Source organism: Euzebya rosea (assembly GCF_003073135.1).
GTDB classification, from domain to species: Bacteria; Actinomycetota; Nitriliruptoria; order Euzebyales; family Euzebyaceae; genus Euzebya; species Euzebya rosea.
This window is the reverse complement of record NZ_PGDQ01000013.1, coordinates 49,733-65,137: the sequence shown is the minus strand read 5'-3', so window position 1 is coordinate 65,137 and position 15,405 is coordinate 49,733. Positions and strand designations below refer to the sequence as shown.

14 protein-coding genes are annotated in these 15,405 nt (G+C 72.1%); 4 read left to right on the top strand and 10 right to left on the bottom strand.

Annotated elements, in window-relative coordinates; translation table 11 throughout:
- Positions 1-9: 9 nt before the first annotated feature.
- The 5 genes from CUC05_RS17150 to CUC05_RS17130 all read right to left on the bottom strand — a co-directional run bounded on the left by CUC05_RS17150 (position 10) and on the right by CUC05_RS17130 (position 4,945).
- Positions 10-1,062 (bottom strand): amidohydrolase family protein, encoded by a 1,053-nt coding sequence (locus tag CUC05_RS17150; RefSeq protein WP_157965686.1) that lies wholly within the window; start codon positions 1,060-1,062, stop codon positions 10-12.
- 115 nt (positions 1,063-1,177) lie between these two features.
- The gene (gene hemL, locus CUC05_RS17145; RefSeq protein WP_240606272.1) at positions 1,178-2,479 is read right to left on the bottom strand and encodes a glutamate-1-semialdehyde 2,1-aminomutase; all 1,302 of its coding nucleotides are present in this window, start codon (positions 2,477-2,479) and stop codon (positions 1,178-1,180) included.
- 47 nt (positions 2,480-2,526) lie between these two features.
- Complete coding sequence (locus CUC05_RS17140) at positions 2,527-3,489, bottom strand: hypothetical protein (protein ID WP_108667355.1); 963 nt, start codon at positions 3,487-3,489, stop codon at positions 2,527-2,529.
- A 25-nt stretch (positions 3,490-3,514) separates the two neighbouring features.
- On the bottom strand, positions 3,515-4,543 hold the full coding sequence (locus CUC05_RS17135; RefSeq protein ID WP_108667354.1) for an aldo/keto reductase: 1,029 nt from the start codon (positions 4,541-4,543) through the stop codon (positions 3,515-3,517).
- 48 nt (positions 4,544-4,591) lie between these two features.
- Positions 4,592-4,945, bottom strand: a complete 354-nt coding sequence (locus CUC05_RS17130; RefSeq protein ID WP_108667353.1) for a nuclear transport factor 2 family protein — start codon at positions 4,943-4,945, stop codon at positions 4,592-4,594.
- Positions 4,946-4,995: 50 nt separating this feature from the next.
- Between CUC05_RS17130 and CUC05_RS17125 the strand changes: the two genes are divergently transcribed.
- Both CUC05_RS17125 and CUC05_RS17120 read left to right on the top strand, forming a co-directional pair.
- A complete protein-coding gene (locus CUC05_RS17125) occupies positions 4,996-5,178 on the top strand; it encodes a hypothetical protein (RefSeq protein ID WP_157965685.1) in 183 nt (60 codons plus the stop codon).
- Positions 5,179-5,217: 39 nt separating this feature from the next.
- Positions 5,218-5,985, top strand: a complete 768-nt coding sequence (locus CUC05_RS17120; RefSeq protein WP_108667351.1) for a hypothetical protein — start codon at positions 5,218-5,220, stop codon at positions 5,983-5,985.
- 10 nt (positions 5,986-5,995) lie between these two features.
- On the opposite strand, the gene CUC05_RS17115 is transcribed toward CUC05_RS17120, so the two are convergent.
- The 4 genes from CUC05_RS17115 to CUC05_RS17100 form a co-directional block, all read right to left on the bottom strand.
- Entirely contained in the window at positions 5,996-6,901 is a 906-nt protein-coding gene (locus CUC05_RS17115; RefSeq protein ID WP_108667350.1) for an AIM24 family protein, read from the bottom strand.
- A gap of 103 nt (positions 6,902-7,004) precedes the next feature.
- Positions 7,005-8,600, bottom strand: coding sequence for a uroporphyrinogen-III C-methyltransferase (cobA, locus tag CUC05_RS17110; protein WP_108667349.1), 1,596 nt, complete (start codon positions 8,598-8,600; stop codon positions 7,005-7,007).
- Positions 8,597-9,532 carry a hydroxymethylbilane synthase gene (gene hemC, locus CUC05_RS17105; RefSeq protein ID WP_108667348.1) on the bottom strand — a complete coding sequence of 312 codons (936 nt, stop codon included), beginning with the start codon at positions 9,530-9,532 and terminating at the stop codon, positions 8,597-8,599. The genes cobA and hemC overlap by 4 nt, the downstream gene beginning before the upstream one ends.
- Positions 9,533-9,538: 6 nt before the next feature.
- Positions 9,539-10,840 (bottom strand): glutamyl-tRNA reductase, encoded by a 1,302-nt coding sequence (locus tag CUC05_RS17100; protein ID WP_108667347.1) that lies wholly within the window; start codon positions 10,838-10,840, stop codon positions 9,539-9,541.
- Between the two features lie 129 nt (positions 10,841-10,969).
- On the opposite strand from CUC05_RS17100, the gene CUC05_RS17095 reads away from it, so the two are divergent.
- Entirely contained in the window at positions 10,970-11,254 is a 285-nt protein-coding gene (locus CUC05_RS17095; RefSeq protein WP_108667346.1) for a hypothetical protein, read from the top strand.
- 25 nt (positions 11,255-11,279) lie between these two features.
- On the opposite strand, the gene CUC05_RS17090 is transcribed toward CUC05_RS17095, so the two are convergent.
- Entirely contained in the window at positions 11,280-12,431 is a 1,152-nt protein-coding gene (locus CUC05_RS17090; protein ID WP_170128045.1) for an acyl-CoA dehydrogenase family protein, read from the bottom strand.
- Positions 12,432-12,613: 182 nt separating this feature from the next.
- Here CUC05_RS17090 and CUC05_RS17085 point away from each other — a divergent pair, with 182 nt between their 5' ends.
- Positions 12,614-15,400 carry a cell wall-binding repeat-containing protein gene (locus CUC05_RS17085; protein WP_157965684.1) on the top strand — a complete coding sequence of 929 codons (2,787 nt, stop codon included), beginning with the start codon at positions 12,614-12,616 and terminating at the stop codon, positions 15,398-15,400.
- Positions 15,401-15,405: the final 5 nt, after the last annotated feature.

Here is a 15,405-nt window from a genome sequence, read left to right as displayed (position 1 = left end):
CACGGTGGGTCAGCCGACGATCTCGCCGGAGGCCAGCACCAGCCGGACGTCGTCGTAGCGGGAGGGATCCTCGAACGGGTCCCCGCCGAGGACCACGAGGTCGGCCAGCAGCCCCTCGGCGATGACGCCCGTGTCCAGCGACAGGTACGCCGCGGCGTCCGATGTGGCCGAGCGAAGGACTTCCTCGGGGGTCATGCCCGCTGCCAGCATCGCCCGCACCTCGGTCACCTCGATTCCCGGGGCGGTCCCGCCGTTGCCGAGGTCGCTGCCGTACAGCACCTCGCCGCCGGCCTCGCGGAAGGCCGCGAGCGCTTCGAGCGCCGAGGGGTCGTCGCCCCGGATCTCCAGGGTCGGGACCAGCACCATGGCGGCGGCGGCTGCGGCCTGCATCTCGGTGGGGGTGACGTCGTGCAATGGCAGGTGGCACAGCTCGCGGACCCCACCCTCGATGGCGCGTTCGAGGGCCGCCGCTGATCCGCAGTGCGCGGTGGTGCGCAGGCCGGACTCGCGGGCGGTGGCCACGATCGCCTGCAGGGTCTCGAGGTCGAACAGCGGCCGACCCTCGGAGTCCTCCAGCGCCACCTTGATCACGGTCGCCCCCGATCCGGTCTGCTCGCGGACGGCGCTGACGGCGTCCTCTGCGCTGGCGATCTCTCGGGCGGTGCCGTCATCGCCCCACGATCGGCTGGGGTACCCCCCGATCGGGGTGAGGATGCGCCCCGCGATCAGCACCTTCAGCGGGGTGGTGCCGATCAACGACTGCGCTGCGGTCGGCGGGCCGCCGAGGTCGCGGACGGTCGTGACGCCGCCGGCGAGCACCTCCGCGGGCGTCGAGAACTGCATGTGCACGTGGCTGTCGACGAACCCGGGCACGATCCATCCGCCGTCGAGGTCGAGGGTGCGCACACCGTCGGGCGGCTGCTCGCCGACGCCATGGATGCGGCGGCCGAGCACCGTCACGGTGATCGGCTGGTCCGGGCTGCCCGGCTGCCGGACGCCGGTGATGGCGAGCGGTTCCATGTCCATCGGGTCGCGGTCCTCCAGCTGCTCGACGTCGATCACGTCCGGATCATCCTCGCTGCACGCCGCCAGCGCTGCTGACATGCCCGCGGCGGCGAGGACACCGGCCCGACGGAGGACGTGTCGTCGGGTCAGCTGCGTCCCCGCGACGCGCTGTCTATCCGGCAAGGGTGGCCGCGACGCGGGCCGCTGCCGCGACCGTGGCGTCGATGTCGTCCTCGGTGTGGGCGGTCGAGACGAACATGGCCTCGTAGCCCGACGGCGGCAGGTAGTGCCCCTCGGCGAGCATGCCGTGGAAGAACCGGCCGTAGCGGTCGTGATCGGCCGCCTTGGCCCCGTCGTAGTCGGTGACCGGCGAACCGGTGAAGAACAGCCCGAACAGGTTGCCGGCCCGCTGGATGCAGGCGGGGACGTCGGCGTCGGCGAACGCGCCGAGGAGCCCGCGGACAAGCCGGTCGGCGAGGGCATCCAGCCGTGCGTAGGCGTCGGCGTCGAGCAGGCGCAGCTGGGTCAGGCCCGCCGCGACCGCCACCGGGTTCCCGCTGAGGGTGCCTGCTTGGTAGACGGGGCCGACGGGGGCCAGCTGCGACATGATCTCGCGCCGTCCGCCGAACGCGGCGAGGGGGAAGCCGCCCCCGACGACCTTGCCGAAGGCGATCAGGTCGGGGTCGAGGCCCAGCAGCTCGGTGGCACCGCCCCGGGCCAGCCGGAACCCGGTCATGACCTCGTCGACCAGCAGCAGGGCACCGTGTTCGCGGGTGATGTCGCGCAGGAACTGGTGGTAGCCGTCCGCGGCGGGGACGACGCCCATGTTGGCGGCGACCGGCTCGCAGATGATCAGGGCGATGTCGTCGCCGTGTGCCTCGAAGGCGGCGGTGACGGCCGCACGGTCGTTCCACGGCACGACGATGGTGTCGCCGGTCGCGCCTGCGGTCACGCCCGGTGAGTTGGGCAGGCCGAGGGTGGCCACGCCGCTGCCGGCCTCGACCAGGAGCGCGTCGCCGTGGCCGTGGTAGTGGCCGGCGAACTTGATGATCTTGTCCCGTCCGGTGAACCCGCGGCCGATGCGGATGGCGCTCATCGTCGCCTCGGTCCCCGAGGAGACGCAGCGGACCTGGTCGACGCCGGGGATGCGGTCGACGATCTCCTCGGCGAGCTCCACCTCACCGCGGGTCGGCGCCCCGTAGGAGGATCCGGAGCGGGTGGCCTCGATGGCGGCGGCGACCACGTCCGGGTGGCTGTGGCCGAGGATGAGCGGCCCCCATGACATGACGTAGTCGATGTAGGTGCGGCCGTCCTCGTCGGTGACGCGGGGGCCCTCCCCCTTCGCCATGAACCGTGGGGTGCCGCCGACGCCGCGGAAGGCGCGAACGGGTGAGTTCACCCCGCCGGGGATCACGGCCTCGGCGCGGGCGAACAACGACTCGGACACGGGCACTGAAGCAGGGGTGGTGGACACGGGCCGCAGCGTAGCGGCGACCCCGACGACCGACGACGCCGGGTGGCTCAGCGGTTGCCGTCCAGCCATCGGAGGACGGTGCTGCGCCACCCCGGCCGGTCCTCCACGAGCTCCGGGCCGTCCCATGTGGTGGTCATGTTGATGCCGTCGAGGGCGTCGGCGACGGCTCGGCGGACCCGCGTGGTCCACGACCGGCACACGGAGACGGCGGTCGCGGCACCGCCGGCGGTCCAGACGCCGAAGGTCAGTCCGAACTGGCCGAGGTCGGTGAACCCGCCGGCCGCGTCCGGGATGATCGTCGCCGCGCCGACGCCGAAGGCCACACCTGCCAGCGTCGAGCCGGCGGCGATTGCCACGCCGGTCTTCTGAATCTTCCGGGTGTCCGCCTCGACGGTGACGACCGTCGCGTCGTCGAGCGCCTCGACGGTGACGTCGACCTCGTCGAGCCCGCGGAGGATGCCCGTGGCGCGGGGGCTGCCGAGGCCGCGCTTGATCTCGGTGACGACCCGCGCGTCCTTGCCCCAGCGTTGCCTGCCGGCGCTGGTGCCACGCATCCGCATGCCCTCGTCGGTGGTCATCCACCGGTCCACGGCCTGGCGGGCCGCGTCGACGTCGACGGGAACCGACGTCGCGCCGGTGATGCGAGCCGGCCCGAGCAGCCGTTCGGTCGTGCTCGGCTCGTGCTCGACGGCGCCCGCCAGCCGGACGTCGAGCGCGGCCCGGCGCACGAGGTCGGGGGAGACGCCCAGCTGTCCGGCCACCTCGGCGACCTCCTCCAGGGTCAACCCGTCGGGTCGTCCCAGATGGGCGTCCTGCAGCTCCAGCGCCCGGGCGATGACCCGTTCGGCGTGTGCGCGGTCCAGCCGGACGTCGTCGGCCGTGGGGGCGGAGGGGGACGACTGGGCGACGGGGTGGTCGGCCTCCCCGCGCGGGGTGGCGGCTGCTGCCGGCTCGGCGGCAGGGGGCGGGGCCTGCTGGACGGCCTCACCCGACTCGGGCCGTTGGTTCATGTCGTTCCGCCCCTCCTGCGGTGGGTCAGCTGCCGACGCCGCCGTTGACCTTGTCGGTGTCGGGCAGGCCCTCGGGGACCACCCCGAAGTTGTCGTCGTACAGCGCCTGGATCCGGTCGAGCTCCTCGGCCGTCAGGTCGCGCTTGTCGGGGGCAGCGGCGAACTCCGCGATCTGCTCGCTGCCGTAGATGTTGGGAAGCGTGGTGACGCAGCGGTCGTGGGACAGCACCCACTTCAGCGCGGCCTGGCCCAGCGTCATGCCGGTACCGCCACCAGCCTCGGTCAGGAAGTCGAGCGTGGCGACCTTCTGGACACCCTCGATCAGCCACGAGCGGGGACGGTGGCGGCGGTGGTCGTTCTTGGGGAACACGTGGTCGGCGGTGAGGTTGCCCTCCAGCATCCCCGAGGAGTGGGGGACCCGGACGATCATCGTCCGGCCGGTCTCCTCCGCGACCTCCAGCAGCTCCTTGCCCGGCGACTGCTCCAGCATGTTGAAGATCATCTGCATGCCGTGGACGTCCCGGGTGCGCATCGCGTGCACACCCTCCTCCAGCCAGCCGATCTTGGGGCCGAGCGCCACGCCGTAGGCGCGGATCTTGCCGGCCTCCTTGGCGTCCTCGAGGAACGCCCACAGGTCGTCGGCGTCGATGTGGGCCATCCGCGGGTTGTGCAGCTGGTAGAAGTCGATCGTGTCGACCCCCAGGCGCTTCAACGAGTCGTCCAGCCGCTGGGAGATGTAGCCCACATCGGTGCGGTGGGCCCGCTCCTGCTGTCCGACTCGCTGGTGGTCCGACGTGATGTCGTAGCCGAACTTGGTCGCGATGACGACCTCGTCACGGATCGGCGCGATGGCCTCGCCCAGCACCTCCTCGGCGTACCCCTCGGCGTAGGCGTCGGAGGTGTCGAAGAACGTGATGCCGTGGTCGAAGGCCTCGCGGTGCAGGCGCAGCGACTCCTCACGGGTGTAGTCCCCCCACCACCCGGTGGTGACGGTCCAGTTCCCGAACCCGACCTCGGAGACATCGATTCCTGGTGCAAGCTGGCGGTAGCGCATGGGACCGAGCGTACCGCCGTGCGCCCCGACGGCCTCGGCCGATCGGCCTCACTGGATCGGGTCGACCACCACACGCGACACGGCGCCTGCCACGACGGTGAAGACGCACCGGATCTCCACGTCGTGGCCGATCGCCTGCTCGCCGTCGGAGATGGTGAACCGACGGGTGGCCCGGCAGTGCAGCACGTTGCCGTCCTGCTCGACGTGGCGGAGGATCATCCGGGGGCGCGGTTCCTCCAGGGTGCCGTCGAACAGGGCCGCGAGCTCCCGTCGGCCGCTGGCGATCCCCCCGTCGGAGGAGAACACCGCGTCGTCGGTGAAGGCGTCCAGGATCTCCGGCAGGTCCCCGTGGTTCAGGGCATGGACCAACGCCTCGACGGCATCGTGGGTGGGGGTGGACATCCTGCGTCGAAGCGTACCCGGCGGGTCCACCTGCCCCTATGCTGCCGGGCATGGAGGATCTGCTGAGCGGGATCGAGCTGGACCCGGTGGCCTCGCCCATCGCGCTGCTCGTGCTGCTGTTCGCCGTCCGCTTCGTCGTCGGGGCGGTGAAGACGGTCATCAAGGTCATCCTGCTGATCGTGATCCTGGCCGCCCTGTACGTCTTCTTCTACGGGGGCACGTTCGGGACGTGATCCCGCGATCCCGACGGCCCGCGCGGGTACCGTCGGGGCGTGGACCTCGAGGACTTGCTGGAGGACCTGCTCGAGGAGGCAGGCCGAGCCGCACGACGTGGCGCCAAGCGGGTGGTGCGCTCGACCGCGCCCGCACGGCGGGGCATCCGGCGTGGGGTCCGGGCGGTGGCGGTCGTGCTGGCCGTGATGCTGCTGGGCCTGGGCGGGCTGCTCCTGGCGGTCGGTGACCCCGGCGCCCTGCGGACGATCCTCGGTGCGCTGATGGTCGCCGGTGGGCTCGGCGCCGGTGGCGTGGGTGCCGTGGCCCAGATGCTGGAACGGCGGGATCCGGACATGGCACGCGAGCGGGCTGCGGCGGAGGGGACGTTGACCCCGGAGATGCTCGACGACGACCTGTCGGAGCTGCCCAAGGACGTGCGCGCGGAGTTCCGCCGCCTGCTGACGGCGCGGGGGCTGGTGCAGGACCTGGCCCACGACGGCTGGGTGGCCAGCCGGGCGGTGATGGAGGCGGACGGCGAGATCGCCCGGCTTCACCGCCTGCTCGCCGCCGAACGCCGCGCGACACGGATCGGCGGGTCCCCTTCCCCCCTCCTGCGCCAGCAGACGGCCGACCTGGCCGACCTGCTGGTCGCCCTTGCCGACGAGGCCGTGCAGGAGCAGGCCGAGGCGCTGGCGGAGACGACCACGACCGGGGTGACCCTGACCGACGCGCGCGAGCACCTGGTCGCGCTCCGGGAGGCCCGGGCGGAGGTCCGCGCCACGGAGGACCGGGCGATGGGCAACCCACCCACGCCCGGCACCGCCTGAGCCGAGGGGGTCAGCCGGCCGTCGGGATGGGAATGCCCTCCGACGGCTGCACGATCACGAAGCCCTGGCCGCTGAAGGCCACCTGGAACGCCTCGCCAGAGCCACGGCCGATCAGCGCACCGGCCTTGAAGCTGGACTTCAGCTGCGTCTGGAGGTGCGCCGACCACGCCACGACCGCCTGGGTATCGGTGAACGTGGGGGCCTCGGCGGTGTTGAGCACGACCGGCTCGCCGTCGGTGGTGATCGCCACCCACCCCGAGCCGCGGAGGGTGGTGTTGAACAGTCCGCCGGTGGCGATGGACCCACCCTTCACCCGCTCGATGTTCCAGTCCAGCGACGTGGAGAACGCCAGGACGTTCTTGCCGTTGATCGACAGGCCGGAGTTGTTGAGGTGCAGCAGGTGCACGTGGGTGGCGGTGTCGGCGAGGAACACGTCACCCTGGCCCGATACCCGCATGAGGGACAGGCCCTCGCCGGTCAGCGCCTTCTTGATGAACCGCGAGGCCCCGCCGCCCTCGAAGGAGAAGTCGACGTTGCCCTGGTAGGCCACCATCGAGCCCTGCCGGGCCATGAACGGCTCGCCCACGCGGACGCGCAGCATCTTGCCGTTCTGGTTGGCCACCGGCTGGCCGTCGCGTTCGGCGAAGCGACCGTCGATGAGGTCGCCCGTGATGCCCGCGAAGCCCCCTCCACCCCCGGGCTGTCCCTGCACCTGCGCGGGCTGGGCCTGCACCTGCGCGGGCTGGGCCTGGACGGGCTGGGCCTGATCGGGCTGGTCGGCCGTCGCCGGGGCGCCGCCACCCATGGGCACCACGCCGACCTGCCCCTGATGGGCCACCTGGTCGGTCCACCCCTCGCCGTCCCACCACCGGTACTCGTAGTTGCCCTCGGGGTCGGGTCGCCATTCGCCGGCCATCGTGCTGCTCCTCGTCGTTGCGTGCGGACGGGGCGATCCAAGCACACCCCCGATGCGTGTCGCACCACCGGCGTCCCGCGCGTGCCGGACGACACGCGTGGGGTCAGGGGGTGAGGGCGCGCACGACGGCGTCGGTCAGGCCGTCCAGGTCATGGGGGTCGGCCTCGGCGGCGACGGTCAGGCCGAGCTCCTCGCAGGTGGCCGTGGTGACCGGGCCGATGGAGACGATGGCGACGTCGGGATGGGGACGGCCCTCCAGCAGCGACACGAGGTTGCGGACGGTGGAGGAGGAGCCCAGCGCGACGGCATCGACGTCACCGGACCGGAGCCGGTCGGCGACCTCGGGGTCCAGCCCGGCGGCCGGCACGGTCCGGTAGGCCTCGACCTCGTGGTAGTCCACCCCGGCGGCGGTCAGCATCTCCGACAGCTTCTCGCTGGCGATGTCCGCGCGGGGCAGCAGGACGGGCCGCTCTGGGTCGTCGGCTGCCTCGGCCAGCGCCAGGCCGAGCCCACGCGTGGTGAAGGAGTCCGGCAGCAGGTCGGGACGCAGGCCGAAGGCCTCCAGGCCCTCGGCGGTTCCGGATCCGACCGCGGCGATCCGCACGTCGCTGAACCAGCGGACGTCGCCGCCGGCGTCACGGATGGCGGCCATCACGGCCTCGACGCCGTTGCGGGAGGTGAACCCGACCCACGAGTAGACGCCGTCGCGCATGCGCTCCACGGCGGTCAGCAGGCCGTCGGGGTCACGGGAGGGTTCGATGGCGATCGTCGGGGCCTCGACCGGATCGGCGCCCAGCGCCCGCAGTCGTCGGCTCAGCTCGCTGGCCTGCTGGCGGGTGCGGGGCACCACGACGGACTTGCCGTGCAACGGCCGGTCGGCGAACCAGCCGAGCTCGTCGGCGAGGCCGGCGACCTCGCCGATCACGGTCACGGCAGGTGAGGAGAAGCCCGTCGACTCGATGACGTCGGCGATCGTGCCGAGCGTCCCCTGGACCTGCTCCTGCTTGGGAGTGGTCGCCCAGCGCACCGAGGACACGGGGGTGTCGGCGGACTTGCCCTCGGCGATCAGCGCGTCGGCGATCCGCCGGATGCGCCCGACGCCCATGAGGAACACCAGGGTTCCCGGGAAGCGGGCGAGCGCGGCGTAGTCGACCTGGGTGTCGTCCTTGGTCGGGTCCTCGTGGCCGGTGATCACGGCGAACGCCGGCGACAGGCCTCGGTGGGTCACGGGCACCCCGGCGAAGGCGGGGCCGGCGATCGAGGACGTCACGCCCGGCACGACCTCGAACGGCACACCCGCAGCGACGCAGGACTGGGCCTCCTCCGAGCCACGCCCGAAGACGAACGGATCGCCGCCCTTGAAGCGGACGACGGCCTCGCCGGCCTGGGCCTTCTCCACCAGCAGGGCGTTGATCTCCTCCTGCACGAGCGCGTGGCGGTCGGGCAGCTTGCCGACGTAGACCATCTCGGCGTCCTCGCGGCACACCGCGAGCGCCTCGGGCGGGGACAGCCGGTCGTAGGCGACGAACGTCGCGGTGGCCAGCAGCCGGGCCGCCCGGGTGGTGACCAGCCCCAGCGCACCGGGGCCGCCGCCGACGAGGTGCACGGTGCCGGGCTCGGCGGGTTCGCCGCCCAGCGACAGGAACGCCGCCTCGGCAGCGGTCGGGACGGCGGTGGCGGGGGAGGGATCGACGGTCACGTGGGCATCATCTCCAGCATCTCGCCGGCCAACCGCCGGCCGATCTCCTCGGCCTGGTCGAAGCCACCGGAGGTGGACCGGCGCAGCACGCGGCGGTTGCGTTCGTCGCCGAGCATCCCGATGACCTCGAGGCCACCCATGCCCGTCAGGGAGCACAGGGCCCCGGCGGGTGTGGTGCAGCCGGCCCCGAGCGCGTTCAGGTAGGCCCGCTCGGCGCTGACGGCCCGATGGCTGGGCAGGTGGTCGACGGCCTCGAGCAACGAGGCGGTCCGGGCGTCGTCGGCGCGGCACTCGATGGCGATGGCGCCCTGCGCGGGGGCCGGCACCATCTCGCCGGGTTCCAGCGGGACGGCGGCCAGCGGCAGCTGCAGCGCGCCGATCCCACCGCGTTCGGGGGAGGTGTAGAGGCGCTTCAGCCCTGCGAGGGCCACGACGATGGCCTCGAACTCGCCGTCGACGAGCTTGCGCAGCCGCGTGTCGAGGTTCCCGCGGATCGGCAGGACCTGCAGGCCCGGCTTGGCGCGCAGCAGCTGCATCTTCCGACGCGCCGAGGAGGTGCCCACGATCGCGGTGGCCGGCAGGTTGCCGAAGGTCCAGCCCTTCGGCGAGACCAGCAGGTCGCGGGGGTCCTCACGGCCGGGCACGGCGGCCACGACCAGGTCGGGATGGGGTTCGGTCGGCACGTCCTTGTAGGAGTGCACGGCCAGGTGGCAGTCCTTGTCCAGCACGGCCTGCCGGATCGAGTCGACGAACAGGCCCTTCACGTCACCGCCGGCGACGAGGGTGTCGATGCGTGCCTCGGGGTTGTCGTCACCGGTGGACGACATCGGCACGAGCTCGACCTGCTGGCCGGTGCGCTGGGTGATCAGCTGGGCGGTCTGGGTGGCCTGGGCGACGGCCAGGGCCGACCGCCGGGTGGCGATTCGGAGCACGTCGGGTCAGCCGGTGCGGTCCGCGTCACCCCGGGGGGTGCGGTCCGAGTCGCCCTCGGGGGCGAGGTCGAAGAGGTGGCTGAGTGCCCGCACGAAGCGTTCCCCGTCGGGGCTGTCGACGAGGCCCTTCAGCCGGACGGTCGGCTCGTGCAGCAAGGTGTTGAGGATGCCCTTGGTGAGGGCGTCGACGGCATCGCGCTGCGTGTCGTCCAGTCCGGACAGCTTGGCCTTCAGCCGGTCGAGCTCGGCCTGGCGGACGGCCTCGGCGCGCTGGCGCAGCGCGGAGATCGTCGGGCCGGCCTGCACACCACGACACCAGGCCAGGAAGTCGTCGGCCTCCTGGCCGACGATCCGGCGGGCGTCGCGGACGGCGTCGCCGGTCGGGCCCTGGGCGACCACGGAGCGCATGGACTCGATGTCGACGACGCTGACGCCGGGGATGGCGTGCACGTCGGTGTCGATGTCGCGCGGGACGGCCAGGTCGACCAGCACCAGGGGGCGGTCGGGGCGCTGCTGCATGGCGCGACGCACGTCGTGCACGGTGATGACCGGCTGGGCGGCGTCGGTGGAGGTGATCGCGAGGTCGGCGGCGGCCAGGAGGTCGGGCAACGCGTCCAGCCCGTGGGCGGTCCCGCCGATGCGCTCGACGAGGCCCTCGGCCTTCTCCACGGTGCGGTTGGCGACGGCGATCCGGGCGGCGTCCTCGGCGATGCGCGTGCCGGCCATGCCACCGATCTTGCCGGCCCCGACGACCAGGACGTTCGGCGCCTCGCCGGACAGGTACTGCTCGGCGGTGGCCAGGGCCAGGTCGACGATGGAGGCGGCGCCGTCGGCGATGCCGGTCTCGGACCGGGTGCGTCGGCCGACGCGGACGGCCTGCCGGAACACGCGGTTGAGGACGGGCCCGACGGCTCCCTCCTCCAGCGCGTCAGCGAAGGACTGCCGGACCTGGGTGTGGATCTGGCGTTCCCCGACGACCATCGACTCCAGCCCGCTGGCCACGGCGAACAGGTGCTCGGCGGCCTCGCGGTCGAACCGGTCGTAGGTCAGGTGGGCGAACGTCGACGGGTCGAGCCCGCCCCACTCGGCGAAGTGGTCGCGGAGGTCCGCCATGCCGCCGTGGTACCGGGTGACGTTGGCGTACACCTCGACCCGGTTGCACGTGGACAGCACAACGGCCTCCTGGACGTGTTCGCGTTGCGTCAGCGACAGGAGGGCTTTGGCGGTCAGGTCAGCCGGAACGGCGAGACGCTCGAGGACGTCGATGGGGGCCGTTCGGTGGCTGAGACCGAGGACGAGGAGAGTCATGGGCGGCACCCAGAGGGTAACGACGGGGCGTCGGCAGCGCCAACGTGACAAAAGGTGCTGATGGAGCCCCGTCGCGGCCGGTGCCTACGATGGCATCCCCGAACCGATCGGACCGAGAGGAACCGCCCCGTGGACGACGCCACACGAGACCGCCTCGTCCGGGTCGGCGGCGGCGTCGCGTACCTGGTGGTGCTCGCCGTCCTGCTGCTGATCCCCTCCCCCGGAACCCTGGTCACCGCGGCCTCCATGGTGTGGATCGTCGTCGGCCTGGTCCTGTGGATCAGGGCCATCCCCTCGCCGAGCCGTCGCCGGTACCGGGAGGCCCGTCGGTCCCACGCCGAACAACGGGCGAGGGATGCGCTGCCCCCGCAGCACCGCACCCGGGGCCGACGCGGGGACAACCCGCACCGCTGATCGACGTGGACGCCGGGAGGCCGGCTCAGGAGAGCAGCATGCGCGAGATGACCATCTTCTGGATCTCCGTGGTCCCGCCACCGATGGAGGACAACTTGGCGTCGCGCCAGGCCCGCTCGACCGGGAAGTCCTTGATGTAGCCCCAGCCGCCGTGGATCTGGATGGCGTTGTCGGCGTTCTCCAGGGCGCACTTGGCGATGAAGGCCTTCGCCATCGAGGCCTCCATCATGTGCTCGAGACCCTGGTCCTTGAGCCACGCGCCCCTGCGCAGCATCAGCCGGCTGGCCTCCAGGTTCATCTTCATGTCGGCGAACTTGTGCCCGATGGCCTGGAAGTGGGCGATCGGCTTGCCGAACGCCTCGCGCTGCTTGGCGTAGGCGATCGAGTCGTCCAGCCCCCGCTGCATCCCGCCGATGGCCGAGCCGAGCATGACGGTGCGCTCCCAGTCGAAGCACTCGAAGCCGACCGCCCACAGGGCCGATCCCTCCGGTCCGAGGCGGGCGCTGTCGGGCGCGCGCACGTCCTCCATGATCATCTCGCTGGTCGGCGAGGACCGGTTGCCCATCTTGTCCAGGTGGTTGCCGACGCTGAGTCCGGGGGTGTCGGCGTCGAGCACGAAGGCGGTCATGCCCGCCCCGGCGGAGGCGTCGGGGTCGGTGCGGACCACGACGGTGAACACGTCACAGACCGGCCCGTTGGTGATGAAGGTCTTCGTGCCGTTGAGGACCCAGTGGTCGCCGTCCCGTTCGCCCCTGCTGGTCAACGACGCGGTGTCGGAGCCGGCGTCGGGTTCGGTGATGCCGAACGCGCCGATCCACTCGCCGGAGGCGAGCTTCGGCAGGTACTTGGCCTTCTGCTCGGGTGTGCCGTGCAGGTCGATCGGCTTGGACCCGATGACCAGGTGGGCACCCATGGAGAGGCCGAGTCCGGCGTCGTGCCCCCCGTAGGCCAACGCCTCGAGCGCCAACCCCGTGTCGAGGGCACCCGCCCCTCCACCGCCGTACTCCTCGGAGATGCAGATACCGGTCAGCCCCACCTCGCCGCAGGCATCCCAGACCGCGCGGTCGAAGCGGCCCTCCCTGTCGCGGGCGCCGGCCTCGGGTTCGACGACGTCTCGCGCGAACGCGACCAGGGACTTGTACAGCTGCTGCTGTTCCTCGGACAGGGTGAAATCCACGGGGCCCTCCATGGGATCATGAGACAGAAAGACTCTGGTTGTCTCACAGCCTCGCCGACGGGGGCGGCCGTGTCCAGCCGGACCCGTCGGTGACGAAACGCCAACACCTTCCATCGCCTGGTCCTGCGTTCCTATACTGCCGACGGGGGCCCGTTGAGGGGGCCACGAACGAAGGCGTGGAGATGCCCATCCGTACTCGAGTGGATGTTCGAGCGACCGCCACGGTCCTGCTGGGGGCGCTGGTCGCGGCCCTGCTGGCCATCGCACCCGCGGCGGCGCAGCCGGACGCGCCGGTCGACTTCCTGCAGGTGATCAAGGACGACGACGCCCCGTCCAACGTCGAGCTGGTCGTTCGCCTCAGCGAGGCCACCCCGCGGACCGACGTGCGGCGGGTGGCCATCTCCCGCGACGACCAGTTCGCCGACGCGCTTGCGTCGGGGGTGCTGCAGGACGACTCGCCGTTGCTGATGGTGCCCTCACAGGGGCAGGTCCCGACCCGTGTGCTCGACGAGATCCGGCGCCTCGGCGCGGAGGAGGCCGTGATCCTCGGGGGCAATGCGGCCGTCTCGTCCGAGGTGGAGGCGCAGTTCCAGCAGGCGGGACTGCGGACCGACCGGCGTGAGGGCGGCAGCCGGTTCGAGACCGCCATCGAGATCGCCCGGGCCGAGGCGCCCGAGGCCACGACGGCGATCCTCGCGCGGGCCGGCGCGAGCGACCCGAACAACCCGACCCAGGGGTTCGCCGACGCGCTGGCGTCGGGCGCCATGGCCGCGGAGAACGGCTGGCCGATCCTCCTGACCGACACCAACGCCCTGACCCAGGCGACCCGTGACTACATGGCCGCCTCCTCCATCGAGCGCGTCATGATCATCGGCGGGACCGCCGCCGTGTCGGCTGCCGTCGAGGACGAGGTCCGCAGGATGGTCGGCATCACCGAGCGCATCGCCGGGGACTCGCGGGCCGCCACCGCGATCGAGATCGCCAAGGAGCTGGGCGTCGACGACGCCGGCGACACCGACCGTGTCGTCCTGGTCGACGGCACCAGCCCCAACGGGTTCGCCGGCGGGTTCGCCGCAGCCGGACACGCCGCGGTGCTCGACGCGCCGATCGTGCTGGCCGACGGCATCATGCTGCCCCCGGAGACCGAGGCGTTCCTGTCGACCGGCGCCGCGTTCGCACAGGCCGGCGACCCGGTGGCGGTGACCTGCGTGGTCCATCCGCTCGCCTGCGACGGTGGCCGCGAGGAGCTGGGCCTGGTCGCCTTCCCGCTGCTGGACGTCAACCCGCCGATCAACTCGCTGGTCCAGCCGGGACAGTCCGTGCAGGTCACCCTGACCCCGGTCGAGGAGGGCGCCAACACACCCGTGACCGTCAAGGGATCGTGCCTGGACGGGCAGCAGGACCTGGTCACCGATGGCAGCGGACGGACCTCGTTCGTGCTGGCCGGCACCTTCCCGCCGTTCAGCACCTGCAGCCTCGACGTCACCTGGGGCCAGGAGGGCGCCCGGGTCCAGCAGGGGTACTCCTACGCCCTCGTGCCCGACCTGGCGCGGGGTGACGGGGTCACGGTGTCCTCCTCGATCTTCAGCTTCGGCTCGGAGATCCCCTCGACCCCGCTGTACGTGGCGGACCGGATCAGCTGTTCGGGACCCGCCGGGGACGAGGCCCACGAGGACGCCACCTACGAGGCCAGCTACCTGCACGAGGACTTCTTCGTCGAGACCTTCGGGCTGACGTCGTTCCCGCTGGAGGCGTTGCCCGGCGACACCTGCACCGCCGAGGCGCAGGTGCCGAGCGGCCTGGGCAGCAGCGTGCTGTGGGGCGTCTACTCGTGGAGCGATGCCGGGCTGCGCAACCCGCTGGCCCTGGGGCGTGGCACCACCGCGACGTTCGGATTCGACGACATCGGCTCGGTCGCCGACGTCAGCGTGGTCTGGATCCTCCGCACCGACACCACCGAGATCGGGACACCACCCAGCCCACCCGAGGGCGTGACGGGCCAGGTCTTCAACCCCGAGAACCTCCAGATCACGTGTGACGGCGTGCTGATCGAGCCCGACCTGTCGTTCCAGACGCCGGGGGCGACCTGTGAGGTGCCCGCCGATCCGTCGGGCCGCCAGATCCTGGTGGTGGAGCCGGGCCGGCCGCTCGTCCCGTCGACGACGGCGTCCTTCACGGCCCCGACGTCGGCGTTCACCACGGCGGTCTACACCGTGCTGACCGACCGCAGCGGTGCGATGGCCGGCGGCGGCGGAGCCGGTGGGTGCATCGGTGCCCCCGAGCTGCCGTTCTCCACGATCACCCCGGGCCTGACGACGCCGAGCGCGCCGTCGTCGTACAGCACGTTCTTCGGCTTCGAGGCCGAGGCGCTGCGCTTCCGGGCCGACAACCAGTACGGCGACTTCGAGCTGGGCCTGGACCCGGTCATGCACCTCTACGGGCCCGACGGCACGCTGCTGTACTCCAACGACGACGGCGACAGCCTGCTGAACAGCCGCATCGACGCGGTCCTGCCCGAGGAGGGCACCTACTGCATCGAGGTCACCGGCTTCGGCGGCACCACCGGCAACTTCCTGCTGGTGGCCGACCCGGCACCAGCGTTCAGCGACACACAGGAGCTGTCGCCGGACGTGCCGGAGTACGGCTACGTCTACACGGGGTCCGCCGGCGATTCGCTCGTGGTCGAGATGCGCGTCCCCGGCTTCGAGGCCACCGACCCGCTGCTGGGGATCTTCGACAGCCAGGGCAACCTGTTGGCCAGCGACGACGACGGGGGCGGCTACCCCAACGCCCGCCTCGAGCTAGTGATCCCCGCCGACGGGGACTACCAGATCGTCGCCGCGGTCTACGGCGAGAACTACGGCCCCTACCTGCTGGAGGCGTCCTTCCCGACCGCCGGCGCCCCCGCGGCGTTCGCCGCCACCGGCCCGGCCACGACCGGCCAGGCCACGTTCGGCCCAGCCGGCTGACCGGT

What these genes read in the sequence shown, in the direction of transcription:
- CUC05_RS17140 (WP_108667355.1), bottom strand. Translation starts at nt 3,489, where the DNA reads ATGAACCAACGGCCCGAGTCGGGTGAGGCCGTCCAGCAGGCCCCGCCC.
- CUC05_RS17135 (WP_108667354.1), bottom strand. Translation starts at nt 4,543, where the DNA reads ATGCGCTACCGCCAGCTTGCACCAGGAATCGATGTCTCCGAGGTCGGG.
- CUC05_RS17130 (WP_108667353.1), bottom strand. Translation starts at nt 4,945, where the DNA reads ATGTCCACCCCCACCCACGATGCCGTCGAGGCGTTGGTCCATGCCCTG.
- CUC05_RS17125 (WP_157965685.1), top strand. Translation starts at nt 4,996, where the DNA reads ATGGAGGATCTGCTGAGCGGGATCGAGCTGGACCCGGTGGCCTCGCCC.
- CUC05_RS17115 (WP_108667350.1), bottom strand. Translation starts at nt 6,901, where the DNA reads ATGGCCGGCGAATGGCGACCCGACCCCGAGGGCAACTACGAGTACCGG.
- CUC05_RS17100 (WP_108667347.1), bottom strand. Translation starts at nt 10,840, where the DNA reads ATGACTCTCCTCGTCCTCGGTCTCAGCCACCGAACGGCCCCCATCGAC.
- CUC05_RS17085 (WP_157965684.1), top strand. Translation starts at nt 12,614, where the DNA reads ATGCCCATCCGTACTCGAGTGGATGTTCGAGCGACCGCCACGGTCCTG.